The following is a 25,764-nucleotide window of genomic DNA, read 5'->3' as shown; positions in this document are numbered from 1 at the left end:
CAGCGGCTGTGAGTTGGACGGCTACGGTCCCATCCCGGCTGCGGTGGCGCGGGAGATCATGACCAATACCGACAGTGTGTGGCGGAAGGTGGTCTGCGACCCGGCCACCGGCCAGCCGCTGGACCTGGGTCGTAGTCGACGACGGCCCAACGCGGCCATCCGGGAACTCGTCCGGGTGCGCGACCGGGAATGCGTGGTGCCGTGGTGTCGACGTCCTGCTCGGCACTGCGACCTCGACCACCAACGCGAGTGGGCCACCGACAACGGGCCCACCTCCGCCACCAACACCGCACCACGGTGTCGACGACATCATCGAATGAAGAACGCGCCCGGCTGGATCACCCGCTACGACCCACACCACGGCGCCTCGTCCATCACCACACCCGGCGGAACCACCTACACCGGCAGACGCCGACCGATACTCACGCCGAAACGATCCGCCCCCGACGATCCGCCGCCCTTCTGACCACGCGCTATCCACGCTGCCTGTGACCCCACCCGCAACGTGTGTTTCCCCTGTTCATCTCCTCCTGCCTAGCGTCGTGACTGCGGAACAACACCGAACGTACGGAGGGAACAACCCATGGCCGACACAGATCTGCGGGACAAGGTCGTCGTCATCGGCGGCGGTGCGAAGAACCTCGGTGGGTTGCTGGCGACGAAGGTCGGCGCGGCCGGGGCGAAGGTCGTCGTGCACTACCACAGTGACGGCTCCGCGCCGGACGCGCAGAAGACGGCCGACGCGGTGCAGAACGCCGGCGGGGAAGCGGTCACGGTGCAGGGTGACCTGACGCGCGTGGCCGACGTGCGCGCGCTGTTCGACGCCGCGGTCGACAGGTTCGGCGGCGTCGACGTCGCCGTGAACACCACGGGAATGGTGCTGCGCAAGCCGATCCTCGAGACGACCGAGGAAGAGTACGACCGCATGTTCGCGATCAACGCCAAAGCGGCGTACTTCTTCATCCAGGAAGCAGGCCGCAGGCTGAACGACAACGGCTCCATCATCAGCCTCGGCACGTCGCTGCTGGCCGCCTTCACCGACGGATACTCCACGTACGCCGGCGGCAAGGCCCCGCTCGAACACTTCACGCGCGCCGCAGCCAAGGAGTTCGCCGACCGCGGCATCTCGGTCAACACCGTGGCGCCGGGACCGATGGACACGCCGTTCTTCTACCCCCAGGAGACGCCGGAACGCGTCGAGTTCCACAAGTCCCAGGCCATGGGCAACCAGCTCACCAAGATCGAGGACATCGCACCGATCATCACCTTCCTCGCCACCGAAGGCCGATGGTTCACTGGACAGACGATGTTCCCGAACGGTGGCTACACCACCCGGTAACCGGCGAAAGGGGCGACGCGTGGGCCTGGACCTGCACAAACTCGACCACCTCGTCGCCGTGGCCGAGGAAGGCAGCTTCACCCGCGCCGCCGCGCGCCTGCACATGTCACAGCAGGCACTGTCCACATCGGTCCGGACGCTCGAACGTCAAGTGGGCGTGGACCTCCTCGACCGGGGACCCGCGGGCGTGACCCTCCTGCCCGCGGGAGAAGTCCTCGTCGAGGAGGCCCGCGTACTGCACGGCGTCGCACACTCCGCCGTGCTCCGCGCCCGGCGCATCGGCCGCGGCGAAACGGAGACGCTCCGCATCGGGCACACCCCGGCCGTCACCGGCGACGAAGTCACCGCACTGCTGGCCGGAACCACCGTCGGCGACACCCGCGTCAGCCAGCGCTACCCGGACGAACTCACCCGCGAACTCCTCGCGGGCGAACTCGACCTCGGCCTGTGCCGCGCCATGCCACCCGCCCACGGCCTCGCGCGCACCCTCGTCACCCGCCAGCGCCTCCGCGTCGCCGTCGCGGGCGACCACCCCATGGCCGCACGCGACACGGTCGCCCCGGCCGAACTCGCCGACCACACCATCATCGTGTGGGGCACACCCGGCCGGTCGGCCTACACCGACCTGCTCATCGGACTGTGCCGGGACGCCGGCTTCGAACCGCGCATCCGCCGCAACCCCGTCCAAGGCACGCCACCCGTCACCGCGCCCGCCGGCACCGCCGACGTCGCCTTCGTGACCGCACCCGCAGGCACCGCAGCAGGTGGCGTCCGTGTCGTCGACCTCGCCCCCGAACTCACCGTCCCGCTCCACGCCCTGTGGCCCCAGCGCACCACCTCCGCGGCCCGCGACGCTTTCCTGTCCTCAGTGGACTGACCCGCCGGCCGCCAGATACGCCCGCCATCCGCCGTCGTGCCCGCGGCCGAACGCGATTCGGCTCACGAACGTGGCGTGGCGGTGGCGTCCCGTGGGTCGGCACACCGTCGGTGGTGGCAGCCTGCCCGCATGACCCGCTGGTATCCGCATCTGTGGGCGGGCACGCTGCTCACCCAGGCCGCCTACAACGCGGCCCGCATGCTCGTGTCCTACCGAGTCCTCGAGCTCGGCGGGCACGGGATCGCGCTCGGCGTCATCACCGCGCTGTTCTCGCTCCTGCCGCTGATCGTGGCGGTGCCGGTCGGACGCGCGGTCGACAACGGCCACCCGGCGGGCATGCTGCGGGCGGGCGTGTTCCTGACGATCGGAGCGCTGGTCGTGATCGCCGTCAGTGGCGACCTCGTCGTGCTGGCCATCGGGAACGTGCTGCTGGGATTCGCGCAGATCCTCGTGACCGTCGCCGGACAGGGGTTCATCCCGCTGCTGTCGACCTCCGACCAGCTCGACCGGCGGTTCGCGGGGTGGGCGCTGGCCACGTCGATCGGGCAGACCGCGGGCCTACCTGTGGCGGGTCTGGTCACCTCGGCCAGCAGCGGCTCCGGCGGCGTGGCCACCACCGCGGGACTGCTGGCCCTCGCGGGACTGGCCGTCCTCGCCGTTCCGTCGACGCTGTTGATGCCGGTCGTCGGGTCCGCGGCGGCACGGGCCAGACAGCACGGCGAAGCCCAGTCGGTGCCCACCATGCTGCGCACGCCCGGCATGCGGGCCGCCATGTTCAGCAGCCTCGTCGTCCTGACGTCGATGGACGTACTCGCCGCGTTCCTTCCCGTGCTCGGCCAACAGCACGGGTTCAGCGTGCTGCTCGTGACCACCCTGCTGATGATGCGCACCGGCGCTGCCATCGTGTCGCGCTCGTTTCTGCCCGCGTTGCTGCGGAGGGTGCACCGGCGGTGGATGCTGCTGGCCGCGACGCTGTGCTCGGCCGTGCCGATGGCCCTCATCCCCGTCATCCCGCACCCGGTCGTCATCGGCGCGTTCCTCGTGATCGTCGGCTTCCTCTGGGGCGTGGGCCAACCGCTGACGATGAGCTGGGTCGTGAGCCTCGTGACCGAACGCAGCCGCGCCTCTGCCCTGTCGCTGCGGCTGACGGGCAACCGGCTCGGTCAGGTTCTCGTCCCGCTCGGGGCGGGCGCCATCGCCGGGGTCGCCGGGGCCGGCGGGGTCTTCCTCGTGACCGCCGTGCTCCTCGGCACCTCCGGCGGGCTCACCTGGCGGGCGATCCGCAAGAACCTCGTCTGACGGCAGCGCGCGAACGCCTCACGCCCGCTCCGTGTCCTGTTCGGCGTCACCCTTCGGCGGCTTGCGCGGCGGCGACCATGACGGCCCTGGCGTTGCGCATGTGCGCGGTCATCACCGCCTCGGCCCACACCGCGTCGCCCGCACGGATCGCGGCGACGATCTCCACGTGATGGGCCAGGCTGCGGCGCAACGATTCGACGTCGTAGGTGTGGAAGTTGCGGAGCACGATCGGCGCGTGCACGGCCCCCGACAGGGCGTTGGCCAGCGCCGCGTTGTCCGCCAACGCCGAGAGCCGGTCGTGGAACCGCCGGTTGAGCTCGGCCAGCGCGTCGAGATCCTGCCCCCGCCCGGGCGTGCCGACCTCGACCATGCGCTCGGCAAGGTGGGCCAGTTCGGCGGTGTCGTCGGCCGTCGCGTGCCGTGCCGCCAGGGCCGCCGCCCGCGGTTCCAACGCGGTCCGCAGGTCGAAGATGCCCTCGAGCTCGCGCACCGTCCAGGTCGCCACCCGGGCCCCGCGATTCGGCGCGACCTCGACCAGCCCCTCCGTCGCCAGCTGCGTCAACGCGCTGCGCACCGGCGTCCTGCTCACACCGAGCCTGCCCGCCAGCTCCACCTCCGCGAGTCGCGCACCCGGGGCCAGCTCCCCGCGGAGGATGAGCTCGCGCAATGCGTCCACGGTGCGGCTCGTCGACGTGGTCGACGGTGCCGTGGCCGTCGGGGCGGGTGTGCCCGGCTGCCGCGGTTCGTGTGGTTGTGGTCGGTTCATGGGCACCTCACCCGGATTGTGTGCAATCCTCGTCGTGGACGTGTCGACAACGTTCGATCCGTGGCCGGCGGTGGCTACTTCCGGCCTGTGGCGTACAGCAAGGAGGCTAGCCGTGGCAGACCTGCTCGGCACTGCGGAAACACCACCACGCAAGCGTTTGCGAGAGCTGCTTGCCGCCGACCGTCCCGTCGTCGCGCCCGGGTCGTACGACGCACTGTCGGCCCGGCTGGTGGAGCAAGCCGGATTCGACATTGTGTACATGACCGGTTTCGGGACGACCGCGTCGTTGATCGGCAGGCCCGACGTCGGCCTCCTGTCCGGCGCCGAGATGATCGACAACGCGACCCGCATCGTCTCCGCCGTCGACGTCCCCGTGATCGCCGACGCCGACACCGGATACGGCAATGCGATCAACGTCGTGCGCACCGTACGAGCCTACGAACAAGCCGGGGTCGCCGGTGTCCACCTCGAGGACCAGGTGATGCCGAAGAAGTGCGGGCACATGTCCGGCAAGGCCGTCATCCCGACCGACGAAATGGTGGGCAAGATCCGCGCCGCCGTCGCCGCCCGCCGCGACCCCGACTTCGTGCTCATCGCGCGCACCGACGCCGCCGCGGTCCACGGACTCGACGACGCGATCGCCCGCGCTCGCGCCTACGCCGCGGCCGGCGCGGACGTGCTGTTCGTCGAGGCGCCGACGAGCGAGGAGGGTATCGAGTCGGTCGCCCGCGAGTTGCGTGGCGTCGCACCGCTGGTGTTCAACTGGGCCGAGGGCGGACGCACTCCGCCGTTGTCGCTCGACCGCATCGCCGAGCTCGGCTTCTCGCTGGTGATCTATCCGATCGGGACGTTGCTCGCCGCCACCGCGGGCATGCGCTCGCTGCTGGCGACGCTCCGCTCCGAGGGCACGCCGACATCCGCATTGCCCGAGCTGCCGACCTTCGGCGAGTTCACCGACCTGATCGGCCTGCCCGAGATCGGCGACCTCGAACAGCGCTTCTCCTGACGCTGCTTTTCCTGGCGGCGCTTCTTCCGGCGACGCGGCCGGGTGGTGATCACCCGGCCGCGCGGCTAGGTTGATTTATGCGCATCTGCGCACCTGCCCGGCGAGCAGACAAAGGGGTTCGCAAATGCCGGATAATCGCGTTGTCGTCTACAAGGGTCCCGGTGAGGTCGCGGTCGAATCCGTCGACTATCCGAAACTGGAACTGCCGAGCGACGTCGTCGACGGCCTCGGAATCAAGAAGAAGGCGCCGCACGCGGCGATCCTGCGTATCGTCACGACCAATATCTGCGGCAGTGATCAGCACATGGTGCGTGGGCGCACGACTGCTCCGGTCGGGCAGACACTCGGTCACGAGATCACCGGTGAAGTGGTGGAAGTCGGCGAGGACGTGCTGTTCGTCCGCGAAGGTGACATCTGCTCGGTGCCGTTCAACATCGCCTGCGGCCGGTGTCGAATGTGCAACGAGGGCAAGACGGGAATCTGCCTCAACGTCAATCCCGCCCGTCCCGGCGCTGCCTACGGGTACGTCGACATGGGCGGCTGGATCGGTGGTCAGGCCGAATACGTCATGGTGCCGTTCGCCGATTTCAACCTGCTGAAATTCCCCGACCGTGATCAGGCGCTCGAGAAGATTCTCGACCTGACGATGTTGTCGGACATTTTTCCCACCGGATATCACGGTGCCTACACCGCGGGTGTGACGACCGGGTCCACTGTGTACGTGGCAGGGGCGGGGCCGGTGGGGCTGGCCGCCGCCCACGCGGCCCAGTTGCTCGGCGCCTCGGTCGTGATCGTCGGCGACATGCTCGCCGAACGGCTCGACCAGGCACGCAGTTTCGGCTGCGAGACCGTCGACCTGAGTTCCGGAACGCCGCTGCCCGACGCCATCGAGCAGATCACCGGCGAACCGGAGGTGGACGCGGCGGTGGATGCCGTCGGGTTCGAAGCGCGCGGCCACGGCAAGGACGCGGGTGAGCAGCCCGCGACCGTGCTCAACGACGTCATGACCATCGCCCGTGCAGGTGCGTCACTGGGCATCCCGGGGTTGTACGTCACGGGCGATCCCGGTGCGGCCGACGAGAACGCCCAGGTCGGTCAGCTCGGCGTGCGGATCGGCTTGGGCTGGGCGAAGTCGCACTCGATGACGACGGGTCAGTGTCCGGTGAAGCAGTACAACCGGCAGCTGATGAACATGATCCTCAGCGGGAAGGCGAACATCGCCAAGGCAGTCAACGCCACGGTGATCTCGCTCGACGACGCACCGCAGGGCTACCGGCAGTTCGACAGCGGTGTCGCCCGCAAGTTCGTCATCGACCCGCACGGAATGGCGCCGGCCGCCTGAGCGCCCTCGACCCGTGTTGCGTTCCCAGGGGCGCGTGTTGCGCCCCTGGGAACGCGTGTTGCGGATCCGGGGGCCCGTGTTGCGCCCCTGGGGGCGCGTGTTGCGTTCTTGGGGTGCCGTGTTGTCGGCTCGGGAGACCGTGGTTGTCGGTGCTCGTGTTTGCGAACACACGTCGAGCCGGGCTCGGCCCGGTACACCGTCGCAGCATGCCACTCGCGATGCCCTCCGCGCCGCTGGCATCGACGACGCGGATACCACCGCGTCGCGCCAACGCGTCGTGGCGTGATGGATGCGCACCGGGTCGGCTCGACGCCGAACGCGCAACACGCGCCCCGGAATCGGCAACACGGCTCCCTAGGGGCGCAACACGGCTCCTGAATCCGCAACGCGGGCACCGGAATGCGCAACACGGGTCCCGGAACCCGCAGCACGCGCCCCGGAACCCGCAACACGGGCCCCGGAATCCGCAACACGGCGTCGGTCAGGGGTGGAGGCGGGGGGCTATCGACGCTGCGTCCGGGGGGCTCGTGCGGGTCGGCATGCCCTGGGCGAGGGTGCGTGCCCAGGCGCACAGGCCGGCGACGTCGAGGCCGTACGGCGCGTCGGCGGCGAACGGTTCGATGTTGTCCGCACCCCGGGTGAGCAGCGACGCCGCGCCGGTGAGGTTGCCGCGCGCCGCGTGCGTCACGCCCACCGCCACCTGCGCCAGCCCGCGCCACAACCCCTCTTCGCTCGCCGGGCCGGACTTCCACGCGTCCTCGAACACCTCGTGGGCGTGGAACGGCTTGCCCTCGTCCAACAGCTGCTGCGCCTCGCGAATCGTGTCCTCCGGGGTGCGTTCCACGCCTTCCGGCGCGCGCTCCACCCCCGGCGAGCCGTAGGGCAGCGGCCTGCCGAGTCCGTCGCGCGGACGCGCGTTGCGTGCCCTGCCTTCGGAATCCCTGTCGCGTGCGCTCGTCGGTCGATCACTCACGGTCCGAGTCTGACACGTCGTGGGTACCGCTCATGCCGTTCGATGCGTGCTTCGACGGCGGCTGCGGCTGACTGTCGTGCGGTTTGGTCCTGCCGGTGAACGTGATGTGCCCCTCCGCGTGCAGCCGCTCGATCATGTGCGGATAGTGCAGCTCGAACGCGGGACGCTCGGAGCGGATCCGGGGCAGTTCGAGGAAGTTGTGCCGGGGCGGAGGCGAGGTCGTGGCCCATTCGAGCGAGTTGCCGTAGCCCCACGGGTCGTCGGCGGTCACCGGTTCGCCGAACCGCCAACTGCGCATGAGGTTCCACACGAACGGCAGCATCGACGCACCGAGGATGAACGCGCCGATCGTCGACACGGTGTTGAGTGCCGTGAAGCCGTCGGAGGGCAGATAGTCGGCGTAGCGGCGCGGCATGCCCTCCGAGCCCAGCCAGTGCTGCACCAGGAACGTCGTGTGGAAACCGATGAACGTGAGCCAGAAGTGCAGTTTGGCGAGACGTTCGTCCATCATCCGGCCGGTGAACTTCGGGAACCAGAAGTAGATCCCCGCGAACGTGGCGAACACGATGGTGCCGAACAGCACGTAGTGGAAGTGCGCCACCACGAAGTAGCTGTCGTGCACGTGGAAGTCGGCGGGCGGCGCGGCCAGCAGCACGCCCGTGAGCCCGCCGAGCAGGAACGTCACGAGGAAGCCGACGGACCACAGCATCGGCGACTCGAACGTGATGTGGCCCTTCCACATCGTGCCGATCCAGTTGAAGAACTTGATGCCCGTCGGCACGGCGATCGCGAATGTCAGGAACGAGAAGAACGGCAGCAGCACCGCGCCGGTCGCGAACATGTGGTGGGCCCACACCACGAACGACAGCGCCGTGATGCCCATCGTCGCGAACACCATCAGCCGGTAGCCGAACAGCGGTTTCCTGCTGAACACCGGGATGATCTCGGTGATGATGCCGAAGAACGGCAACGCGACGATGTACACCTCGGGATGGCCGAAGAACCAGAACAGGTGCTGGTACAGGATCGCGCCGCCGTTGGCCGGGTCGAACACGTGCGCCCCGAGCATGCGGTCGGCGAACAGGCCGAGGAGCGCAGCCGTCAGGATCGGGAACGCGGCCAGCACGAGAACGCTGGTGAACAGGATGTTCCAGGTGAAAAGGGACATCCGCCACATCGTCATGCCGGGCGCGCGCAGGCACACGATCGTCGTGATCATGTTGACCGCGCCGAGGATCGTGCCCAGTCCGGACACCGTCAGGCCCATGATCCACAGCTCGCCCCCGACGCCCACCGAGTACTCGGCGCGGGACAGTGGCGTGTAGGCGGTCCACCCGAAGTCCGCACCACCGGCGGGCGTGATCAGCGAACTCAGCACGATCAGCCCGCCGAACAGGAACAGCCAGTACGAGAACGCGTTCAGGCGCGGGAAGGCGACGTCGGGTGAGCCGATCTGCAGCGGCAGCACCAGGTTGGCGAACGCGAAGACCACCGGCGTGGCGTACAGCAGCAGCATCACCGTGCCGTGCATGGTGAACAGCTGGTTGTACTGCTCCTGCGAGAGGAACTGCATCCCCGGCCTGGCCAGCTCGCCGCGGATGAGCAGGGCCATCAGCCCGCCCGCCATGAAGAACGCCAGCGACGTGGCCATGTACATGACGCCGATGACCTTGTGGTCCGTCGTGCGCATGAGGCTCAGAAGCCGCCTGCCCCGCGTGCCCGTCGCATGCGGGGGATCGGCGATCCGGGTCGGCTCGATGTCCGTCGGCGGCTGTACCGAATGCGTGGTCACCCGAGGTACCTCCGGCTGCGGTGGACGGTCCCTCCATGACGGTAGGAGCGTGTCCCGGTGATCGCAGCGCTTTGCACCCGCGTGAGGTCCGCGTGAGCACGATGTGGGTGTCGGCCTGGGATTTTGCTACGTTCGCCAGTACCGGTGCGCGCGGCTGCGCCGGAAACCAGGCGCACGGGTACAGCCCGGCACGAATCGGAAGGCGACACGGATGAACACGGGCGTGGCCGCAGGAGCGGGTGATCTCGGGGGACTGGCCGGGTGGGCGGTCGACATCATGGAGACGCTCGGCGGCCCCGGTGCGGCCATCACGGTCGGGCTCGACAACGTCTTCCCTCCGATTCCGAGCGAACTCGTCCTGCCGCTGGCCGGGTTCACGGCCGCGCAGGGCACATTCACCCTCCTCGGAGCGCTGCTGTGGACCACGGCGGGTTCGGTCGCGGGTGCGCTGATCGTCTACCTCGTGGGCGCGCTGCTCGGCCGCGACCGCACCCGCAGGGTCATCGCGGCGGTGCCGCTGATGAAGGCGCAGGACTTCGACGTCGCCGAGGCCTGGTTCGCCAAGCACGGCACGAAGGCCGTGTTCCTCGGCCGCATGGTGCCGCTCGTGCGCAGCTTCATCTCACTGCCCGCGGGGATCGAACGCATGCCGCTGCCGGTGTTCCTGACGCTCACCACGGTCGGCAGCCTGATCTGGAACTCGATCTTCGTCGTCGCCGGGTACCTGCTCGGCGCCAACTGGCAGGTGGTCGAGGAGTACTCCGGTGTCTTCCAGACGGTCGTGATCGTCGCCGTCGTGGCCGCGGTGACGCTGTTCGTCGTCAAGCGGGTCCGCGAACGCCGCGCGGTCGACCCCGGTGATCCCGACCCCTACGCCGAGGACTCCCACCCCGAGGACACGCGCGTCTGAGCCGGCAGCCCGGACCTTCCGGGACTGTCAGCTCACCGCAGGGCGGCGGTACCAGGAGGTCCACAGCGGCCGGTAGCCGTTGGCGTACCAGAACGGCGTCGAGCGGGGGCTCTCCAGCGCGTGGTGCAGCAACACGGCGTCGACGTCCTCGGAGTCGAACAGCTGGTGCGCGTGTGCCGCCAGCGCCGAACCGACACCGCTGCTGCGCGCCTCCTCGGCGACGTGCAGCGACGACAGGTATCCGACCCGGTCCGCGGCGACGTAGCCCGAGATCCAGTCGGACTGTGGTGGCAGCTCCACCTCGAGGAACCCGAGCGGCCTGCCGTACAGCTCGGCGATCCACAGCGGCGGCACCGTGCGGCCCTCTGCCAGCTGTGCCCGCGCGTCCTCGGTGAGCCGTTCGACGGCGTCGGCGCGCGGCGTGACCACGCCGAACTGTGCGTCGTAGGCGTGCAGCTCACTGCGCATCCGCACGAGCGTGGGCAGGTCGGACTCCTCGGCGGCGCGGATCCGCACGCCGGGAACCGCGGGCGGACCGGAGCCGAGACGGTTGGCCAGCCGCACGGCCAGCACCCGGTTCGGGGCAAAACCCCTGCGCAGCAGGGTTGTCGTGCCGGTGGTGTCCCGGCTGGGCCTGATCACCACGGCGGCGGTGTCCCAGTCGTAGCCCTCGTCGTAGGTGACGGCCTCGGCCAGCTGGTCCTCCCACTGGCACAGCAGACCGTCGAGGGCGCTCGCCGGATCGGGCCCGGCGATGCGGACGTCGAGGCGGTACTCCACGAGGGGCCGCCACAGCGACCCCATCGAGCCGGGGGCGACCTTCGACCGGCTCGCGAACGCGAGACCGTCCCGCACCCGCAGCGGCGGTGCGGATCCCGACCCGGGATGGGTCAGCGGGGGCAGTACGGCGTCGGCGCTCGCGACGCGCTTGGCGTGCTCGTCAAGGACGGCGGTGTCACTCGCGTGCATGGCTCCATCCAACCCGTCGGCCGTGTGGGCGTGTGATCGCCCTCTATGACGCATCTCACCTGGTCGACATGATGACAGCCAACGGGTGATCGTCGCCTGCTACTGGCAGCGATCGACCGATATGAGGTATCACTCCCATGCGGTTAACGACCTCTTACGTTCACCGTCCGCTCACGACGAGTTGACCTGACGGTGTTCAAATCAGATGCTTTATCCGCCGTGCGGGGTACGGTTTATGCCTCGTTCGCGGACAGTTGCGAACGCGCAACCGGTGGGTGACCCGGCACCGGGACGGAAGGGGAAGGTGGCATGGGCCAGGCACGCCGAGATCCCACTGGTCATCGGCTTCTTCGTCGCGCCGTTCGAGGTCGTGCTGGCCGCCCACGTCGTCGCGGGCATCACCACACTGCTCGCGCGGCGCGTGACCGGCAGGGTGCTGTACAACGCGGGCGCCTTCCTCATCGAGGTGACCGCCGCGTTCGCCGTCGCCGGGCTCGTGGCGGGTGCGCTCGGCGACCCCGGCGGCATGCCGTGGCCTGCCGCGCTCGCCGGCACCCTCGCCGCCCCGCTGGCCAGCACCGTCCTGGCGATGGCGGCCGTGCGCGTGCTGCGCAGGCGGATGCAGATCGGCACCGTCGTCCGGCTCGCCGCGCGCATCCTCGTGGTCGGCTTCGTCAACGCCTCCGCGGGGCTCACCGGCTACCTCGTCATCGCCAACACGCCCGGCGCCTGGCCGATCGTCGTCGCCGTCAGCATCGGTCTCGTCGCGCTGTACTGGGCCTACTCCGACCTGCTCCGCGAACAGCGCGACATGGAGGCCCTGTTCGACGTCAGCCTCATGGTCGCCCGCTCCGACCACCAGGTCGCCGCGCAGCCCGCGGGCAAGGCGGGGGAGATCGACACCGGCATCGACCTCGACGAGTGGAACAGCATCGCCGAGCGCATCAAGGACCAGCTCGCCGCGGGCCGGGTCGTCCTGCGGCTGCGTCTCGAGGTCGACGAGCCGATGCACGTGCTCGTCGTCGGCGCCGACCTGCCCGACGAGCAGCTCCGCCCCGACGATCCGCTGCTGCGCCTGCCCGGCGCCAACGTGCGGCACTTCCGCGTCACCGACGGCAACGCCTCCGTGCGCGGTGCGCTGTCCGCACGCAACGCCCAGGAAGCCCTCGTCGTGCCCTTGCGCAGCGGTAACCAGCTCCTCGGCCTCGTCGAGGCGCACGACCGGCTCTCGCGCTGGCGCGGCTTCGGCAAGTACGACGTGCAGCTGCTCGGCACGATGGCCAGCCACCTCGCCACCGCGCTCGACAACCGCCGCCTGCTGGCCACCCTGCGCCACGACGCCTACCACGACCCGCTGACCGGACTGCTCAACCGGCCGGGTTTTCGTCAGATCGCCTCCGAACCGCTCGCCGAACGCGCGGGCCACCCCACGGCCGACGTCGCGGACCCGTCGGGAACCCAGGCCGTCGTCCTGCGTCTCGACCTGGACATCTACTCGACCGTCAGCGACGCGCTCGGCTACACGTGGGCCGACCGGATGGTCGTCGCCGCGGGCCGCCGCATCCGCGACGTGCTCGGCCCCGGCGTCCCCCTCGCACGGCTGGAAGGGGCCTCGTTCGCCGCGCTGCTGCTCGACCGCGTCCCCGACGAGGCACACGGACTGGCCGAACGGCTCCGCGACGAGGCGTCCAAGCCCTACCTCGTCGACCGGCTCAACGTCGAGGCCAACGCCATGGTCGGCTACGCCTGCGCGGCCATGCCCGGCGACGACGGCGAACCCCCCGACGTCGACGCCCTCCTCCAACGCGCAGACGTCGCCGTCCGCGCCACCCGCGGCGGCGAGGAGGTGCGCGGCTACGCCCCGAGCATGGGCCAGATCTTCCTCCGCCGGTTCCAGATGGTCACCCAGTTCCGGCAGGCCCTCGAGGAGGGGCAGGTCAGCGTCCACTACCAGCCCAAGGTGTCGCTGCCCGGCAAACAGGTCGTCGGCGTCGAGGCGCTCGTGCGCTGGGTGCACCCCGAGTTCGGCCGGATCAACCCCGACGAGTTCGTCCCCGCCGTCGAAGCAGCTGGCCTCGTCGGTGCGCTCACGTCGTTCGTGCTCGACGAGGCCCTCGCGCGCGTGCGGCGCTGGCTCGACGAGGGCATCGAGATCTCCGTGGCCGTCAACCTGTCCGTGCGCAGCCTGGCCGACGAAGGCTTCGCGGCCCAGGTCGCCGACGCACTGGCGCGCTACGACGTCCCCGCACGCCTGCTGACGTTCGAACTCACCGAGTCCGCCGTCATGGCCGACCCGCAGCGGGCGCTGCCCATCCTGGGCGAACTGCACGAACTCGGCATCGAACTCGCCGTCGACGACTTCGGCACCGGCTACTCGTCCCTGGCGTACCTGCGCAGGCTGCCCGTCGACCAGGTGAAGATCGACAAGAGCTTCGTGTTCGGCATGGGCACCGATCTCGGCGACCTGGCCGTCGTGCGCTCCATCGTCGAACTCGGCCACTCGCTCGGCCTGTCCGTCGTCGCCGAGGGCGTCGAGGACGACGCGTCCCGCGACCAACTCGAGGCCATGGGATGCGACGTCGCGCAGGGCTACCTGATCTCCCGGCCCCTCGCCGAGGACCGCCTCGAGGCGTGGCTCCAGGCCCGCACCGCACGCTCCCTCGGACACCGCGACGAGACCGTGCTGACGCTGCTGACCTGAGGTTTCGCCCCAAGCCCACCCCCGTGTCCGAAGGCCCGTCGCGCTCGGGTACTCTATTCGAGGCTCGTTGAGCACGCCCCTTTAGCTCAGTCGGCAGAGCGTCTCCATGGTAAGGAGAAGGTCGACGGTTCGATTCCGTCAAGGGGCTCGCGATTGGGAGTAGTCTGCTGACGGAGTGCGTCAGCCTGGATCGCTCGCCGATCATTGTGGGGGCTCAGCCCCCACACCCCGACCAAGGGGCTTCGCCCCCTGGACCCCCTTCGGTGGCTGGGTTTGGTGCCCGGGTCCCGTTGGGTGCGGGGAAGCTGTTGGACAGGGCGGGGTAGCTCAGGTGGTTAGAGCACACGGCTCATAATCGTGGTGTCGCGGGTTCAAGTCCCGCCCCCGCTACTCGGACTACACGGCCACGGCGGTGGCCCACTCATCGTTGAAAGAGGAAAGACCGTGGCTTCTTCCACCGACGTTCGCCCGAAGATCACCCTCGCGTGCGAGGAGTGCAAGAACCGCAACTACATCACCAAGAAGAACCGGCGCAACGACCCGGACCGTCTTGAGATGAAGAAGTTCTGCCCCAACTGCGGCACCCACCGCGCGCACAAGGAAACCCGCTGACGCGGCAGACCCACACTTCCAACCGCCCCCACCCGACGGTGGGGGCGGTTTTTTGTCACCCGCGCACAGTCCACGGCGCCCGAATTGTGACTCCCTGAGCACTCACGACCACTGTGAGAAAGATCCACCCTAAGTAGCTACCGGGCCAACTCACCCCGACATCACACTGTCGGGCGACACATCCCAACCCTGCGGGAAAGTGAGTTGTCGGTATGAAAACGTCGCGCAAGACCGCCATCACCGCCGTGGCAGGAGCCCTGGCCCTGGGAATGTTCGCCCCGGCCACCGCGGCATCGGCCTCCGTACCGGGTATCGAGGGCTACTCGGACGTCGTCGCGAACGAAGCCATCACCACCCTGTCGAGCGAACGGGGCGTCAGCGAGGTGGCCGCCGCCACCCTGCTGCAGACCCAGCAGAACAGCGTCGACGCGCTCGACGAACTCCGCTCCTCGCTGTCGTCCGACATCGTCAGCGAATACCTCGACGCCTCCGGCAAGCCCGTCGTGAACGTCGCCACCAAGGCCGCCGCCGCCAAGGCCGAAGCCGCGGGCGCCACCGCCAAGGTCGTGTCCCGCACCGCCGAACAGCTCGACGCCGCGCGCGCTCAGCTCGAATCGGTCAGCGTGGCGCACACCTCGGTCGGCCTCGACCCCCAGAACAACCAGCTCGTCGTCACCATCGCCGACCAGGCCAAGGACAGCGCCGCCGCCAAGCTCACCCAGAAGGCGGCCCAGCTCGGCGACGCCGTGCGCGTCGAGCACGTCGCAGGCGGCATGGAGAAGGCCATCTACAACGGAGAGGCCATCACAGGAGGCGGCAGCCGCTGCTCCGCGGGCTTCAACGTCAACGACGGCTCGCAGGACTACATCCTCGACGCAGGCCACTGCACCGCGGGCGTCGCCGAGTGGAACGTCGGCCCCTCGATCGACGCCAGCTTCCCCGGCAACGACTACGGCCTGATCCGCAACGACACCGGCAGCGCACCCGGCGCCGTCACCCTGTGGGACGGCACGACGCAGTCCATCAGCTCCGCGTCGGACGCCACGGTCGGCCAGGACATCTGCAAGAGCGGCTCCACGACCCAGCTGACCTGCGGCACCGTGCAGGCCACCAACGTCACCGTCAACTACCCCGAGGGCGCCGTCAGCGGCCTCGTGCAGACCAGCGCCGAGGTCAACTCCGGTGACTCCGGCGGCTGCCTGTTCTCCGGCAGCACCGGCTTGGGCATCACGTCCGGCATGGGCGGCGGAAGCTCCTACTTCCAGCCCGTCACCGAGGCGCTGTCGGCCTACGGCATGTCGCTGAACTGACGACTCACGGCCGGCTTTCCGCCCCCACGGTCGCTCCGCTCGCGCACAGCGCAGGTGGAGCCACCGTGGGGGCGGTGCCGTGTCGGCGGCAGGCGGCCTCCGCCAGGCCTCCACGGTCGTGTCCGCGCTCCCGGCCTGCCGGTAGGCTCGCCGCCGTGCCACTGGATCCGTCATTCGTCGGGCGCACCTACCCGCCCCACACGACCTACGAGGTCGGCCGCGCGAAGATCGCCGAGTTCGCCGACGCCATCGGCGACGACAACCCGCTCCACCGCGACGTCGAGGCGGCCAAGGAGGCCGGATACCCCGACGTCATTGCGCCGCCCACGTTCCTGACGATCATCAACATCCGCGCCATCAACGCGGTCGTCGAGGACCCCGAACTCGGACTCGACTACGACCGCATGGTCCACGGAGACCAGAGGTTCGTGCACCACCGGCCCGCCCGTGCAGGCGACCGGTTGCAGGTCACGGTGCACATCGACGACATCTTCGTGCGCGCGGGCAACGACTTCCTCAGCGTGCACGCCGACGTCGCCACCACCGACGGCGAGCCCGTCTGCACCACCTACGCCCAGCTCGTCGTCAGGGGGGAGCAGTCGTGAACGTCGGAGACGAGCTGCCGGGCCTGTCCGTGCGGGTCACCCGCGAGCAGCTGGTGCGCTACGCGGGCGCGTCACTGGACTTCAACCCGATCCACTGGAACGAACGCTTCGCCTCCGAGGTCGGCCTGCCGAACGTGATCGCGCACGGCATGCTGACCATGGCGCTGGCAGGTCGCGTCGTCACCGACTGGCTCGGCGACCCCGGCCGCGTGCTCGAGTACGGCGTGCGCTTCACCCGCCCGGTCGTGGTCCCCGACGACGGCGAGGGCGCGCTGGTCGACTTCACCGCCAAGGTCGGCGAGGTCCGCGACGACGGGACCGCCCGCGTCGACATCACCGCGAAGTTCGACGGCAAGACGGTTCTCGGCAAGGCGCAGGCCGTCGTCCGCGTGTGACGCGGCTCAGGTGCGGGCGGACACCAGGTCGTTGACCAGGCCCGCCGCCTGCTCCGCGCCGTCGACCGTGGCCTTGATCGTGTGCCCCGACGTCAGCCGGATCGCGAGCGTCTCGCCCGCACGCACCTTGAACGCCGTGTACGAGGGCCCGCGGCGCAGGCCGTAGCCGCCTGCGCTCCACACCGACATGTGCTCGACGTCGGCCGAGGCGATCTCGTCCAGCGTCACGTGCCTGCTCGGGAACGAGAACAAGCCGAGCGTGAGCAGCACGCCCGTCGCGTCGACCCGGACCCGCACCCGGCACACCGCCGACAGCGCGAGCACCGCCACGACGAGGATCAGCGCGTACGGCATCACCTCGAGGTCGGTCAGCCCGACCTGCAGCACCACGTAGAGGGCGATGACGAACATCCCGCCGAACGCCATCGGGTAGTTCGTACCGGCCCCGATCCACGTCGCGCGTTCTCCGGGGGACAGGCCCGCCGACGGCAGGTCCCGCGGACTCGGCGCCACCGCACGCACCGTCGGCCCCGCGAGCCACGCGGCCAGGGCACCCGCGGCCACGCTCACCCCGAAGGCGATGGCCACCGCTCCGACGGCGCTGCCCGCCTGTTGCCAGGACGTCGTGTCGAGGCTCGCCCACATCGATCCGGCCAGCACGCCACCGGGTAGCGTCGCCAGCCAGGCCGCGAACCCGACCGCGCTGCGCGGCGCGCCCGACCCGCGTGCGTGGGACACGAGGACGCCAACGGTCGCGACCACCGCGACGGCCGCGCCGAGGCCCAACGTCCAGCCGGTCATCGCCGCCAGGTCCGTCCCCCGGTCCGGGCCGCCCGTGCCCCAGTGTGAGACGACCACGTCGGGCAGGCGGTCGGACCACGCGGCCCGCACGGCGTACACCGCGGCCAGCGCCGCGAGGGGGACGCCGGCCGTCGCCAGCGCCAGTCGCGTCGTCTTCATGCGTACTTCTCCTTCACGATGTTCGTGAGCTCCTCGACGTCGACCCCTACGCGGCGCGCCTCGTCGACGAGGTCGCCGGCCAGTGTGTTCAGTCGCGCCCGCGTGTCGGCGGTCCCGGTGACGACCGCACCGCGTCGGCGGCGCAGCTCGATCAGCCCTTCGTCGCGCAGCACGCCGTAGGCGCGCAGCACGGTGTGCACGTTGATGTCGAGCGACGCCGCCACCTCCCGCGCGGGCGGCAGCTGCTGCCCCTGGGCGAGCTCGCCGTCCGACAGGGCACGCCGCACCGACGCGGCGACCTGTTCGAACAGCGGCACCTGGGACGCCGGGTCGATCCGGATCAACATTGTTCTAACTGTACTAGAACAAACGCCGTTGCGGCGGGTGGGTGTCGAGTCCCGGAGTCCGCAACACGCGCCCCCGGAGGCGCAACACGGGCACTCGGGGGTGCAACACGCGCCCCTGGGTCCGCAACACGGGGTCCTGGGGGTGCAACACGGGGTCCTGGAACGCGAAACGGCCCCTCGGTGTTCGCCGAGGGGCCGTTTCGGGTGCTGCGCCGGGTTCCGGCGGGTTTGGTTACCTCTGTTGGTTACCTCGCCTCGGCGAGGAGGTTCGCCACGCGGTTCACGCCCTCCACAAGGTCCGCCTCGGCGAGGGCGTAGGAGAACCGGAAGTAGCCGGGCGTGCCGAAGGCCTCTCCCGGCACGACCGCGACCTCGGCCTCCCGCAGGATCAGGTCGGCCAGCGCGACCGTGTCCTCGGGGCGCTCCCCGCGGATCTCCTTGCCCAGCAGCGCCTTCACCGACGGGTAGGCGTAGAACGCGCCCTCGGGGGTCGGGCACTCGACGCCGGGGATGTCCGACAGCAGCGACACGATCTTCTTCCGCCGCGCGTCGAACGCCTCCCGCATGCTGTGCACCGCGTCCAGCGGGCCGGCGACCGCGGCCTGGGCGGCGCGCTGGGCGACGTTGGAGACGTTGCCGCACAGGTGCGACTGGAAGCTCGACGCGGCCTTGACCACGTCGTCCGGGCCGATGATCCAGCCGACGCGCCAGCCCGTCATCGAGTACGTCTTCGCCACGCCGTTGAGGATCAGCGTCTGGTCGGCGAGCTCGGGCACCACGACCGGCATCGACGCGGCCGTGATCCCGTCGTAGACGAGGTGCTCGTAGATCTCGTCGGTGATCACCCAGATGCCGTGCTCGAGGGCCCACTTGCCGATCGCCTCGACCTGCTCACGCGGGTAGACCGCGCCGGTCGGGTTGGACGGCGAGTTGAACAGCAGCACCTTCGTCTTGTCGGTGCGCGCAGCCTCGAGCTGGTCGACCGTCACCAGGTAGCCGGTCGTCTCATCGGCCGTGACCTGCACGGGGACGCCCCCGGCGAGGGTGATCGACTCGGGGTAGGTCGTCCAGTACGGCGCGGGCAGCAGCACCTCGTCGCCCGGGTCGACCAGCGTCGCGAACGCGGAGTAGACCGCCTGCTTGCCCCCGTTGGTCACGAGCACCTGTGACGGGTCGCAGCGGAAGCCGGAGTCGCGCAGCGTCTTCTCGGCGATCGCCTCTCGCAGCTCGGGCAGGCCGCCGGCGGCGGTGTAGCCGTGGTTGACGCGTTCGCGCGTCGCCTCGGCCGCGGCATCGACGATGTAGTCGGGCGTGGGGAAGTCCGGCTGCCCCGCGCCGAATCCGATCACCGGGCGGCCCTCGGCCTTGAGCGCCTTCGCCTTCGCGTCCACCGCGAGCGTCGCGGACGGCGTGATGCCTGCGATCCGTGCGGACACGCGGGAGCGGGGGCGGGCGGATGTGGTTCCAGGTGTGGCCATGGCTACAGTTTTCCACGCGTACGGCGCCGGGGATCACCTGGCCCGATGCGGACGAGTGCGGTGGTGGGCGGTCAAGAGGGCCTCGGTTGCAGAGCGCGATCGGCCTTGCCGTAGACTGCTGCACTTGGAACGTTCGACGGTTGATCCTGCCCGCGTCCTCACGATCGGATGGGGGATGATGGACCACGCGGATGTTCAAAGGGGTGTAGCTCAGTTGGTAGAGCAGCGGTCTCCAAAACCGCAGGTCGCAGGTTCGAGTCCTGTCGCCCCTGCGTTGACGTGTCAGGTGAGGCAGAGGAGTGACTCGTGAGCGAGGACGGCGAGAAGGACACGGAGAAGGAGCAGAAGAGCTCCGCCTCCCGTCCGAACACCGCCGCGGCTCGCCGCGAGCGGCGCGCCGCTGCCCGCGCAGGCACGGGCAGTGACGCCAAGGCGGGTAAGACTGCTCCCAAGGGCAAGGCGGGTTCCGGGCCCGACAAGGGCAAGACCGCCGGCAAGGACCGGCCCACGCCGAAGCGGGGCGGCACGGCGACGGCCGAGAAGCGTTCGCTTTTCGGGCGGATCGTGCTGTTCCTCCGTGAGGTCTGGGGCGAGCTGCGGAAGGTCATCTGGCCTACCCGCAAGCAGATGGTCACTTACACGGCCGTGGTGTTGGTGTTCGTGGCCTTCATGATCGCCCTGGTCTACCTGCTCGACTTCGTCTTCCTCGAGGGAGTCGATTTCGTATTCGGCGACTAACGCCCTGGCCAGGCCGCGCGGGTGGCGGGGGCGGATCGTCGCGCCCGCTACCGCACACGCGATCAACTGAGAGGACGGAAAGTGACCTCCGAGAACGGCTCAGACGAGCAGGTGCTCGCGGCCACCGACGTGGACGCGGACTCGGCCGAGGCCACTGAGGCTGCCGCCGCGGCCGACGCCGCTGAGACGCCTGAGCAGGCCGCCGAGACCGCCGAGGTCGAGGAGAGCGCGGAGGCAGGCACCGAGGACTCCGCCGAGGTCGGCGAGGCTTCTTCGGAGTCTGCTGACGCTGCTGGTTCGGCTGATGCTGCCGGTTCCTCGGACGAGCCCGTCGACCCGGTCGCCCAGCTGCGCGCGGAACTCAAGTCGCTGCCCGGTGAGTGGTACGTCGTGCACTCCTACGCCGGCTACGAGAACCGGGTGAAGAACAACCTCGAGACCCGTCGGCAGACGCTGGACGTCGAGGACTACATCTTCCAGATCGAGGTGCCGACCGAAGAGGTCACCGAGATCAAGAACGGCCAGCGCAAGCAGGTGAACCGCAAGGTCCTGCCCGGCTACATCCTGGTCCGCATGGAGCTCAACGACCAGTCGTGGAGCGCCGTGCGCAACACGCCCGGGGTGACCGGTTTCGTGGGCGCCACGTCGCGTCCCTCGCCGATCACGCTGGACGAGGTGCTGAAGTTCCTCGCGCCGCAGGTCGAGAAGGAGGCGCCGGCGAAGGCGGCCAAGAGCGAGGCCGCCTCGGCGGACACGCAGGCCCCGGCCGCGTCGACGTCCGCGGTCGAGGTCGACTTCGAGGTCGGCGAGTCGGTCACCGTCATGGACGGTCCGTTCGCGACGCTGCCCGCGACGATCAGCGAGGTCGACGCCGGTGGCCAGAAGCTGAAGGTCCTGGTTTCGATCTTCGGCCGCGAGACTCCGGTCGAACTGTCGTTCAACCAGGTCTCCAAGATCTGACGGCCGCTGCCTCGCAGCGGTCGGAAGGCCCCCGCGCCACGGCAGGTGCGTGGGGAGAGCAACGCTGAACTAGGAAACGGAAATGCCACCCAAGAAGAAGAAGCTTGCAGCGATCATCAAGCTGCAGATCCAGGCGGGTGCCGCGAACCCGGCGCCCCCGGTTGGCCCCGCGCTCGGTCAGCACGGCGTCAACATCATGGAGTTCTGCAAGGCGTACAACGCCGCCACGGAGAACCAGCGTGGCAACGTCGTGCCGGTCGAGATCTCCGTCTACGAGGACCGCTCGTTCGACTTCAAGCTCAAGACGCCGCCGGCCGCGAAGCTGCTGCTGAAGGCCGCGGGCATCGACAAGGGCAGCGGCGAGCCGCACAAGAACAAGGTCGGCAAGGTCACGATGGACCAGGTCCGCGAGATCGCCGAGACCAAGAAGGCCGACCTCAACGCCTACGACACCGACCAGGCCGCCAAGATCATCGCCGGTACCGCCCGGTCGATGGGCCTGACCGTCGAGTAAGTCGCCTCCCCGCGAGGCCGCCGTGGAAGGGCCAGGCGCTGGCCCGCACCACAACTGATCCACCTCTTATCGAAGGACAGAGCATGACCAAGCGCAGCAAGGCCTACCGTCAGGCCGCCGAGCTCGTCGACCAGGACAGGCTGTACTCGCCGCTCGAAGCGGTGAAGCTGGCCAAGGAGACGTCCAGGGTCAAGATGGACCCCACGGTCGAGGTCGCGATGCGGCTCGGCGTCGACCCCCGCAAGGCGGACCAGATGGTCCGCGGCACCGTGAACCTGCCGCACGGCACGGGTAAAATCGTCCGCGTCGCTGTTTTCGCCACCGGTGACAAGGCCTCCGAGGCCGAAGCCGCCGGTGCCGACGTGGTCGGTTCCGACGACCTCATCGAGCGCATCCAGGGTGGCTGGCTCGAGTTCGACGCCGCGATCGCGACTCCGGACCAGATGGCGAAGGTGGGCCGCGTGGCCCGCGTCCTCGGCCCGCGTGGCCTGATGCCGAACCCCAAGACCGGCACCGTCACCCCGGACGTCACCAAGGCCGTCTCGGAGATCAAGGGCGGTAAGGTCAGCTTCCGCGTCGACAAGCAGTCGAACCTGCACCTGGCGATCGGCAAGGCCTCGTTCGACACCGAGAAGCTGGTGGAGAACTACGCCGCGGCTCTCGACGAGATCCTGCGTGCGAAGCCGTCCGCCGCCAAGGGCCGCTACATCAAGAAGGTCACCTTCACGACGACGATGGGCCCGGGCATCCCGGTCGACCCGACGCGTACCCGCGACCTCCTCGCCGAGGACACCGCGGCCTGACGCGAAGAACACAGCCGAGGGGCGGTTCACCCGTGACGGGTGAACCGCCCCTCGTCGTGTTGCGGCTTCGGGGGCCCGTGTTGCGGATTCCGGGGTTCGTGTTGGCACTTCGGGGGCTCGTGTTGGCGCCTCGGAGAGGGCGAACCCGGGGGAGCGCGGTGCGGTCGCCGGATGCATCACGGGGTCCCGAAACCGCAACACCGCTCCCTGGGCGTGCAACACGGGCCCCGGGGCGTGCAACACGGCTCCCTGGGGGTGCGACACGCGCCCCGGGATCCGCAACACGCTCGCCTGAGGGCGCAACACGGGCCCCGGAGGGCGCGACACGGGGTTAGTTGGCGTTGTTGCGCTGCGAGTTGGGCGATCCTGACGTGCCGGGGCACGTTTTCGGGCCCGGTTCGTGGCCGGTGATCAGCCACTGGCCCGCGTAATCCTGCTTGGTGACCACGAACGTGCCGAGCGCGGGACCGCCCTTGATCGTGAACGAGCACGAGTCGATCCGTTCCTCGTTCGAGTTCGGCAGGTATCCGCGGGCGTAGACCGACTCGGCGTAGTCGTTGACGTGCGTGACCTGCTCGTGCAGCGCGAGCACCGCCTCCTTGCAGTCGCCGAACCCGAGGTTCTCGGCGAAGCGCTGCTGGGTGCGTTCGGCGAACCGTCCGCACGCCTTGTCCACGAGCGGTTCGCCCGTCGTCGGGTCGTCCTGGGCGATCGCGTCGTAGACCTGCCGGACGGCCTCGTACGGCTCGTCGGACAGCAGTTCGTTGGTGCGGTAGGTGCCGCCGCCTTCCTGGGCGTACTCCTCGGTCGTCTTGCCGTCGCCCGAGTCGCCGAAGAAGTGGTTGTAGGCCCACGTGGCGGCGAGCGCCAACAGCAGGATGGCGATCAGCCACGCCAGGACCTTCTTGCCCAGCCACACGAGCCACCGCGGCGGGCGCCTGCGCGGCCGGTCGTCGGGGCGGCGTTCGAGCTCCCGCGGATCGGCCGTCGTCACCGCGCCGGACGGTGCCTGATGAGCCGCGGGGTACTGCTGCGACGGCGCCGCCGGTGGGCTGGCGGGCTGGTACGGCGCAGGCGGATGCTGCGGCGAGGGGACGACGGCACCGCCCTGCTCCTGCTGCGCCTGCTGGAACTTGAGGAATTCCTGGAACTGCTGGAACTGCTGGAACTGACGCAGCTGTTCCGGATCGACCGGCTGCGCACCCCCGCCCGGCTGCGCGCCCCCGCCCGGCTGCGCGCCCCCGCCCGGCTGGATCTCGGCGCTCGACGGCTCGGCCGCACCGGACCCCGCCGACGGCCCGGACCCCGCCGACGGCCCGGACGCCGTGGCGTCGGCGCCAGCCTGTTCCGTCGGGCCGGAGTGGTCCGCAAGCCCCGCCAGGTCCGTGCCCGAGGGTGGGGTCGGGGTGTCGCCCGCCGCGCCCGCGGGGTCGGCGGATTCGCCGGGTTCGCCGGATGCCGGGTCGGGTCGCTGCTCGGTCACGGACCCATGATGCCTGCTCACGGTCCGCGTTCGGGAGTGCCTCGCGCAGACCCTGTCGCAGACGCGCGGGAGGGTGGGCGTATAGTTTTCGCTGGTTCTACCGAAGACCGCTGGTCTTCCCGGGGTTACCTCGGGAACGAAGGCCCGCCGGACACGGCGGCGGCCCGCGCAGGAGGAACGAGGACTCACCACGCTACCCGCGTGTCTTGACGCCCCGCGCCTGCTGTGCTGGCCACCGAGCCGCCGCGCCGGGGCGTTTGTCGTTTCCAGGGTGGCGACGGGCGCGCCAGTGGTCCCCAGCCAAGAGAGGAGGCGACCATGGCGAAGCCCGAGAAGGTGGAGGCGGTCGCCGAGATTGCGGACTCCTTCCGCAACAGCTCGGCCACGGTCATCACCGAGTACTCCGGCCTCTCCGTGTCCCAGCTCGGTGAGCTGCGCCGCGCTCTCGGCTCCACCGTGAAGTACCGGGTCGCGAAGAACACGCTCACGAAGCGCGCCGCCGAAGAGGTGGGCGTGGAGGAGCTCAACGAGCTTTTCGTCGGGCCGACCGCCATCGCCTTCATCGAGGGTGAGCCGGTCGAGGCCGCGAAGGCGTTGAAGAACTTCGCGAAGGACAACAACGCGCTCGTCATCAAGGGCGGCTACATGGATGGCCGTTCGATGAGCGTCAGCGAGATCGAGAAGCTCGCCGACCTCGAGAGCCGTGACGTGCTGCTCTCCAAGGCGGCGGGTGCGTTCAAGGCCAAGCTGTCGCAGGCCGCCGCGCTGTTCGAGGCGCCGCTGTCGAAGATGGCCCGTGCCGCCGCCGCGCTCGAGGACAAGCAGAAGTCCGAATCCGGCTCCGACGCCGAGAGCTGACCGCTACATCCACCCCCGACCCCAGAGTCGATCGCAAGGAAGGAACGCCACCATGGCGAAGATGAGCACCGACGAACTGCTCGACGCCTTCAAGGAGCTGACGCTGCTTGAGCTGTCCGAGTTCGTGACCAAGTTCGAGGAGACCTTCGACGTCACCGCCGCCGCCCCGGCCGCCCAGGTCGTGGCCGCCGCCCCGGGTGGCGGCGAGGGCGCTGCCGCCGCCGAGGAGCAGGACGAGTTCGACGTCGTCCTCGAGGACGCCGGCGACAAGAAGATCCAGGTCATCAAGGTCGTGCGCGAGGTCATCTCGGGCCTCGGCCTGAAGGAGGCCAAGGAGCTCGTCGAGGGCGCCCCGAAGCCGCTGCTCGAGAAGGTCGACAAGGAGGCCGCCGAGGCCGCCAAGGCCAAGCTCGAGGAGGCCGGCGGCAAGGTCTCGCTCAAGTGATCTGACGCCCCTTTCGGGCGCTTGATTCACCGCGAAAGCGGGCGGACATCCACGCGATGTCCGCCCGCTTTTTTCGTATCCCGGAATGGGTGGATGTGCCTGCTTCGTGTACGCGGCGTGTCGATTTCTCACATTCGAGGGAGTGCTCCTCGTATCCGGGATGGGCCGTGGGTTACCTTGCAGATCCACATCACACGGTCTGTGTTCGGGATTACCCCGGGTGCGGCATTCGGGTGTGAACCAGTGAGTAACTTGTGCGGGCGTCGGTCGTTGCTCGTAGAA

At 69.5% G+C, this 25,764-nt stretch carries 26 protein-coding genes and 3 tRNA genes; 21 read left to right on the top strand and 8 right to left on the bottom strand.

All coding sequences use genetic code 11. The annotated features are described in order from the left end of the window. The 4 genes from IF64_RS27190 to IF64_RS0116105 form a co-directional block, all read left to right on the top strand. Nucleotides 1-466: HNH endonuclease signature motif containing protein (locus IF64_RS27190; protein WP_030532946.1), on the top strand; the 466-nt coding region annotated here is incomplete at its 5' end. A gap of 117 nt (nt 467-583) precedes the next feature. Further along, on the top strand, nt 584-1,339 hold the full coding sequence (locus tag IF64_RS0116115; RefSeq protein WP_030532945.1) for an SDR family oxidoreductase: 756 nt from the start codon (nt 584-586) through the stop codon (nt 1,337-1,339). Between the two features lie 19 nt (nt 1,340-1,358). Further along, nucleotides 1,359-2,216, top strand: a complete 858-nt coding sequence (locus IF64_RS0116110; protein WP_030532944.1) for a LysR family transcriptional regulator — start codon at nt 1,359-1,361, stop codon at nt 2,214-2,216. Between the two features lie 129 nt (nt 2,217-2,345). After that, entirely contained in the window at nt 2,346-3,515 is a 1,170-nt protein-coding gene (locus tag IF64_RS0116105; protein WP_030532943.1) for an MFS transporter, read from the top strand. A 46-nt stretch (nt 3,516-3,561) separates the two neighbouring features. Here the strand turns inward: IF64_RS0116105 and IF64_RS0116100 are convergent, their stop codons facing one another. Continuing rightward, nucleotides 3,562-4,281: a GntR family transcriptional regulator gene (locus IF64_RS0116100; RefSeq protein WP_084705898.1), complete on the bottom strand. Its 720-nt coding sequence runs from the start codon at nt 4,279-4,281 to the stop codon at nt 3,562-3,564. Nucleotides 4,282-4,393: 112 nt separating this feature from the next. Here IF64_RS0116100 and IF64_RS0116095 point away from each other — a divergent pair, with 112 nt between their 5' ends. Together IF64_RS0116095 and fdhA are read left to right on the top strand one after the other, a co-directional pair. Continuing rightward, nucleotides 4,394-5,287: an isocitrate lyase/PEP mutase family protein gene (locus IF64_RS0116095; RefSeq protein ID WP_030532941.1), complete on the top strand. Its 894-nt coding sequence runs from the start codon at nt 4,394-4,396 to the stop codon at nt 5,285-5,287. A 124-nt stretch (nt 5,288-5,411) separates the two neighbouring features. Beyond that, complete coding sequence (gene fdhA / locus IF64_RS0116090) at nt 5,412-6,629, top strand: formaldehyde dehydrogenase, glutathione-independent (protein ID WP_030532940.1); 1,218 nt, start codon at nt 5,412-5,414, stop codon at nt 6,627-6,629. Nucleotides 6,630-7,110: 481 nt separating this feature from the next. Here fdhA and IF64_RS0116085 read toward each other — a convergent pair whose 3' ends face one another. Together IF64_RS0116085 and ctaD are read right to left on the bottom strand one after the other, a co-directional pair. After that, on the bottom strand, nt 7,111-7,602 hold the full coding sequence (locus IF64_RS0116085) for a DUF309 domain-containing protein (RefSeq protein WP_030532939.1): 492 nt from the start codon (nt 7,600-7,602) through the stop codon (nt 7,111-7,113). Beyond that, nucleotides 7,595-9,394 carry an aa3-type cytochrome oxidase subunit I gene (gene ctaD, locus IF64_RS0116080; protein ID WP_036876796.1) on the bottom strand — a complete coding sequence of 600 codons (1,800 nt, stop codon included), beginning with the start codon at nt 9,392-9,394 and terminating at the stop codon, nt 7,595-7,597. The genes IF64_RS0116085 and ctaD overlap by 8 nt, the downstream gene beginning before the upstream one ends. A gap of 211 nt (nt 9,395-9,605) precedes the next feature. Here ctaD and IF64_RS0116075 point away from each other — a divergent pair, with 211 nt between their 5' ends. Beyond that, the gene (locus tag IF64_RS0116075) at nt 9,606-10,304 is read left to right on the top strand and encodes a DedA family protein (RefSeq protein ID WP_051757902.1); all 699 of its coding nucleotides are present in this window, start codon (nt 9,606-9,608) and stop codon (nt 10,302-10,304) included. 27 nt (nt 10,305-10,331) lie between these two features. Here IF64_RS0116075 and IF64_RS0116070 read toward each other — a convergent pair whose 3' ends face one another. Next, on the bottom strand, nt 10,332-11,273 hold the full coding sequence (locus IF64_RS0116070; protein ID WP_030532936.1) for a GNAT family N-acetyltransferase: 942 nt from the start codon (nt 11,271-11,273) through the stop codon (nt 10,332-10,334). Nucleotides 11,274-11,577: 304 nt separating this feature from the next. Between IF64_RS0116070 and IF64_RS0116065 the strand changes: the two genes are divergently transcribed. From IF64_RS0116065 to IF64_RS0116035, 7 genes are all read left to right on the top strand, one after another. Next, entirely contained in the window at nt 11,578-13,974 is a 2,397-nt protein-coding gene (locus IF64_RS0116065) for a putative bifunctional diguanylate cyclase/phosphodiesterase (RefSeq protein ID WP_246134829.1), read from the top strand. 75 nt (nt 13,975-14,049) lie between these two features. Then, nucleotides 14,050-14,122 (top strand) — tRNA-Thr (locus tag IF64_RS0116060). 168 nt (nt 14,123-14,290) lie between these two features. Then, nucleotides 14,291-14,364, top strand: a tRNA-Met gene (locus IF64_RS0116055). Between the two features lie 54 nt (nt 14,365-14,418). Further along, on the top strand, nt 14,419-14,586 hold the full coding sequence (gene rpmG, locus IF64_RS0116050) for a 50S ribosomal protein L33 (protein WP_030532934.1): 168 nt from the start codon (nt 14,419-14,421) through the stop codon (nt 14,584-14,586). 212 nt (nt 14,587-14,798) lie between these two features. Next, a complete protein-coding gene (locus tag IF64_RS0116045; RefSeq protein ID WP_030532933.1) occupies nt 14,799-15,896 on the top strand; it encodes a S1 family peptidase in 1,098 nt (365 codons plus the stop codon). Between the two features lie 155 nt (nt 15,897-16,051). Then, complete coding sequence (locus tag IF64_RS0116040) at nt 16,052-16,501, top strand: MaoC family dehydratase N-terminal domain-containing protein (protein ID WP_030532932.1); 450 nt, start codon at nt 16,052-16,054, stop codon at nt 16,499-16,501. Continuing rightward, entirely contained in the window at nt 16,498-16,896 is a 399-nt protein-coding gene (locus IF64_RS0116035; RefSeq protein WP_030532931.1) for a MaoC family dehydratase, read from the top strand. Before IF64_RS0116040 ends, IF64_RS0116035 begins: the two co-directional genes overlap by 4 nt. 6 nt (nt 16,897-16,902) lie before the next feature. On the opposite strand, the gene IF64_RS0116030 is transcribed toward IF64_RS0116035, so the two are convergent. From IF64_RS0116030 to IF64_RS0116020, 3 genes are all read right to left on the bottom strand, one after another. Then, nucleotides 16,903-17,856 carry a hypothetical protein gene (locus tag IF64_RS0116030; RefSeq protein ID WP_030532930.1) on the bottom strand — a complete coding sequence of 318 codons (954 nt, stop codon included), beginning with the start codon at nt 17,854-17,856 and terminating at the stop codon, nt 16,903-16,905. Continuing rightward, nucleotides 17,853-18,203 carry a GntR family transcriptional regulator gene (locus IF64_RS0116025; RefSeq protein ID WP_030532929.1) on the bottom strand — a complete coding sequence of 117 codons (351 nt, stop codon included), beginning with the start codon at nt 18,201-18,203 and terminating at the stop codon, nt 17,853-17,855. The genes IF64_RS0116030 and IF64_RS0116025 overlap by 4 nt, the downstream gene beginning before the upstream one ends. Before the next feature lie 245 nt (nt 18,204-18,448). Continuing rightward, nucleotides 18,449-19,681 carry a pyridoxal phosphate-dependent aminotransferase gene (locus IF64_RS0116020; RefSeq protein WP_030532928.1) on the bottom strand — a complete coding sequence of 411 codons (1,233 nt, stop codon included), beginning with the start codon at nt 19,679-19,681 and terminating at the stop codon, nt 18,449-18,451. Between the two features lie 199 nt (nt 19,682-19,880). Between IF64_RS0116020 and IF64_RS0116015 the strand changes: the two genes are divergently transcribed. The 5 genes from IF64_RS0116015 to rplA all read left to right on the top strand — a co-directional run bounded on the left by IF64_RS0116015 (nt 19,881) and on the right by rplA (nt 22,696). Next, nucleotides 19,881-19,953 (top strand) — tRNA-Trp (locus IF64_RS0116015). Nucleotides 19,954-19,987: 34 nt separating this feature from the next. Then, nucleotides 19,988-20,419, top strand: a complete 432-nt coding sequence (secE, locus tag IF64_RS0116010) for a preprotein translocase subunit SecE (RefSeq protein ID WP_030532927.1) — start codon at nt 19,988-19,990, stop codon at nt 20,417-20,419. An 81-nt stretch (nt 20,420-20,500) separates the two neighbouring features. Next, nucleotides 20,501-21,379, top strand: a complete 879-nt coding sequence (nusG, locus tag IF64_RS0116005) for a transcription termination/antitermination protein NusG (protein ID WP_030532926.1) — start codon at nt 20,501-20,503, stop codon at nt 21,377-21,379. 82 nt (nt 21,380-21,461) lie between these two features. Then, the gene (gene rplK, locus IF64_RS0116000) at nt 21,462-21,893 is read left to right on the top strand and encodes a 50S ribosomal protein L11 (RefSeq protein WP_030532925.1); all 432 of its coding nucleotides are present in this window, start codon (nt 21,462-21,464) and stop codon (nt 21,891-21,893) included. Nucleotides 21,894-21,976: 83 nt separating this feature from the next. Continuing rightward, complete coding sequence (gene rplA / locus IF64_RS0115995; protein WP_030532924.1) at nt 21,977-22,696, top strand: 50S ribosomal protein L1; 720 nt, start codon at nt 21,977-21,979, stop codon at nt 22,694-22,696. Nucleotides 22,697-23,027: 331 nt separating this feature from the next. On the opposite strand, the gene IF64_RS25505 is transcribed toward rplA, so the two are convergent. Further along, a complete protein-coding gene (locus IF64_RS25505; RefSeq protein WP_246134830.1) occupies nt 23,028-24,179 on the bottom strand; it encodes a hypothetical protein in 1,152 nt (383 codons plus the stop codon). A gap of 318 nt (nt 24,180-24,497) precedes the next feature. Here IF64_RS25505 and rplJ point away from each other — a divergent pair, with 318 nt between their 5' ends. Together rplJ and rplL are read left to right on the top strand one after the other, a co-directional pair. Continuing rightward, nucleotides 24,498-25,037 (top strand): 50S ribosomal protein L10, encoded by a 540-nt coding sequence (gene rplJ, locus IF64_RS0115985; protein ID WP_030532922.1) that lies wholly within the window; start codon nt 24,498-24,500, stop codon nt 25,035-25,037. A gap of 52 nt (nt 25,038-25,089) precedes the next feature. Further along, entirely contained in the window at nt 25,090-25,482 is a 393-nt protein-coding gene (gene rplL / locus IF64_RS0115980; RefSeq protein WP_030532921.1) for a 50S ribosomal protein L7/L12, read from the top strand. Nucleotides 25,483-25,764: the final 282 nt, after the last annotated feature.

The sequence above is a fragment of the Prauserella rugosa genome, from assembly GCF_000719975.1.
Taxonomy (GTDB): domain Bacteria; phylum Actinomycetota; class Actinomycetes; order Mycobacteriales; family Pseudonocardiaceae; genus Prauserella; species Prauserella rugosa.
This window is presented reverse-complemented; position numbering and strand designations above follow the sequence as displayed.

Coding starts and splice junctions, on each gene's coding strand:
- IF64_RS0116045 (WP_030532933.1), top strand. CDS start 14,799: ATGAAAACGTCGCGCAAGACCGCCATCACCGCCGTGGCAGGAGCCCTG.
- IF64_RS0116105 (WP_030532943.1), top strand. CDS start 2,346: ATGACCCGCTGGTATCCGCATCTGTGGGCGGGCACGCTGCTCACCCAG.
- rplJ (WP_030532922.1), top strand. CDS start 24,498: ATGGCGAAGCCCGAGAAGGTGGAGGCGGTCGCCGAGATTGCGGACTCC.
- IF64_RS0116100 (WP_084705898.1), bottom strand. CDS start 4,281: ATGAACCGACCACAACCACACGAACCGCGGCAGCCGGGCACACCCGCC.
- IF64_RS0116115 (WP_030532945.1), top strand. CDS start 584: ATGGCCGACACAGATCTGCGGGACAAGGTCGTCGTCATCGGCGGCGGT.
- rplL (WP_030532921.1), top strand. CDS start 25,090: ATGGCGAAGATGAGCACCGACGAACTGCTCGACGCCTTCAAGGAGCTG.
- IF64_RS0116075 (WP_051757902.1), top strand. CDS start 9,606: ATGAACACGGGCGTGGCCGCAGGAGCGGGTGATCTCGGGGGACTGGCC.
- IF64_RS0116020 (WP_030532928.1), bottom strand. CDS start 19,681: ATGGCCACACCTGGAACCACATCCGCCCGCCCCCGCTCCCGCGTGTCC.
- rplA (WP_030532924.1), top strand. CDS start 21,977: ATGACCAAGCGCAGCAAGGCCTACCGTCAGGCCGCCGAGCTCGTCGAC.
- IF64_RS0116030 (WP_030532930.1), bottom strand. CDS start 17,856: ATGAAGACGACGCGACTGGCGCTGGCGACGGCCGGCGTCCCCCTCGCG.
- IF64_RS0116025 (WP_030532929.1), bottom strand. CDS start 18,203: ATGTTGATCCGGATCGACCCGGCGTCCCAGGTGCCGCTGTTCGAACAG.
- fdhA (WP_030532940.1), top strand. CDS start 5,412: ATGCCGGATAATCGCGTTGTCGTCTACAAGGGTCCCGGTGAGGTCGCG.
- IF64_RS0116070 (WP_030532936.1), bottom strand. CDS start 11,273: ATGCACGCGAGTGACACCGCCGTCCTTGACGAGCACGCCAAGCGCGTC.
- rplK (WP_030532925.1), top strand. CDS start 21,462: ATGCCACCCAAGAAGAAGAAGCTTGCAGCGATCATCAAGCTGCAGATC.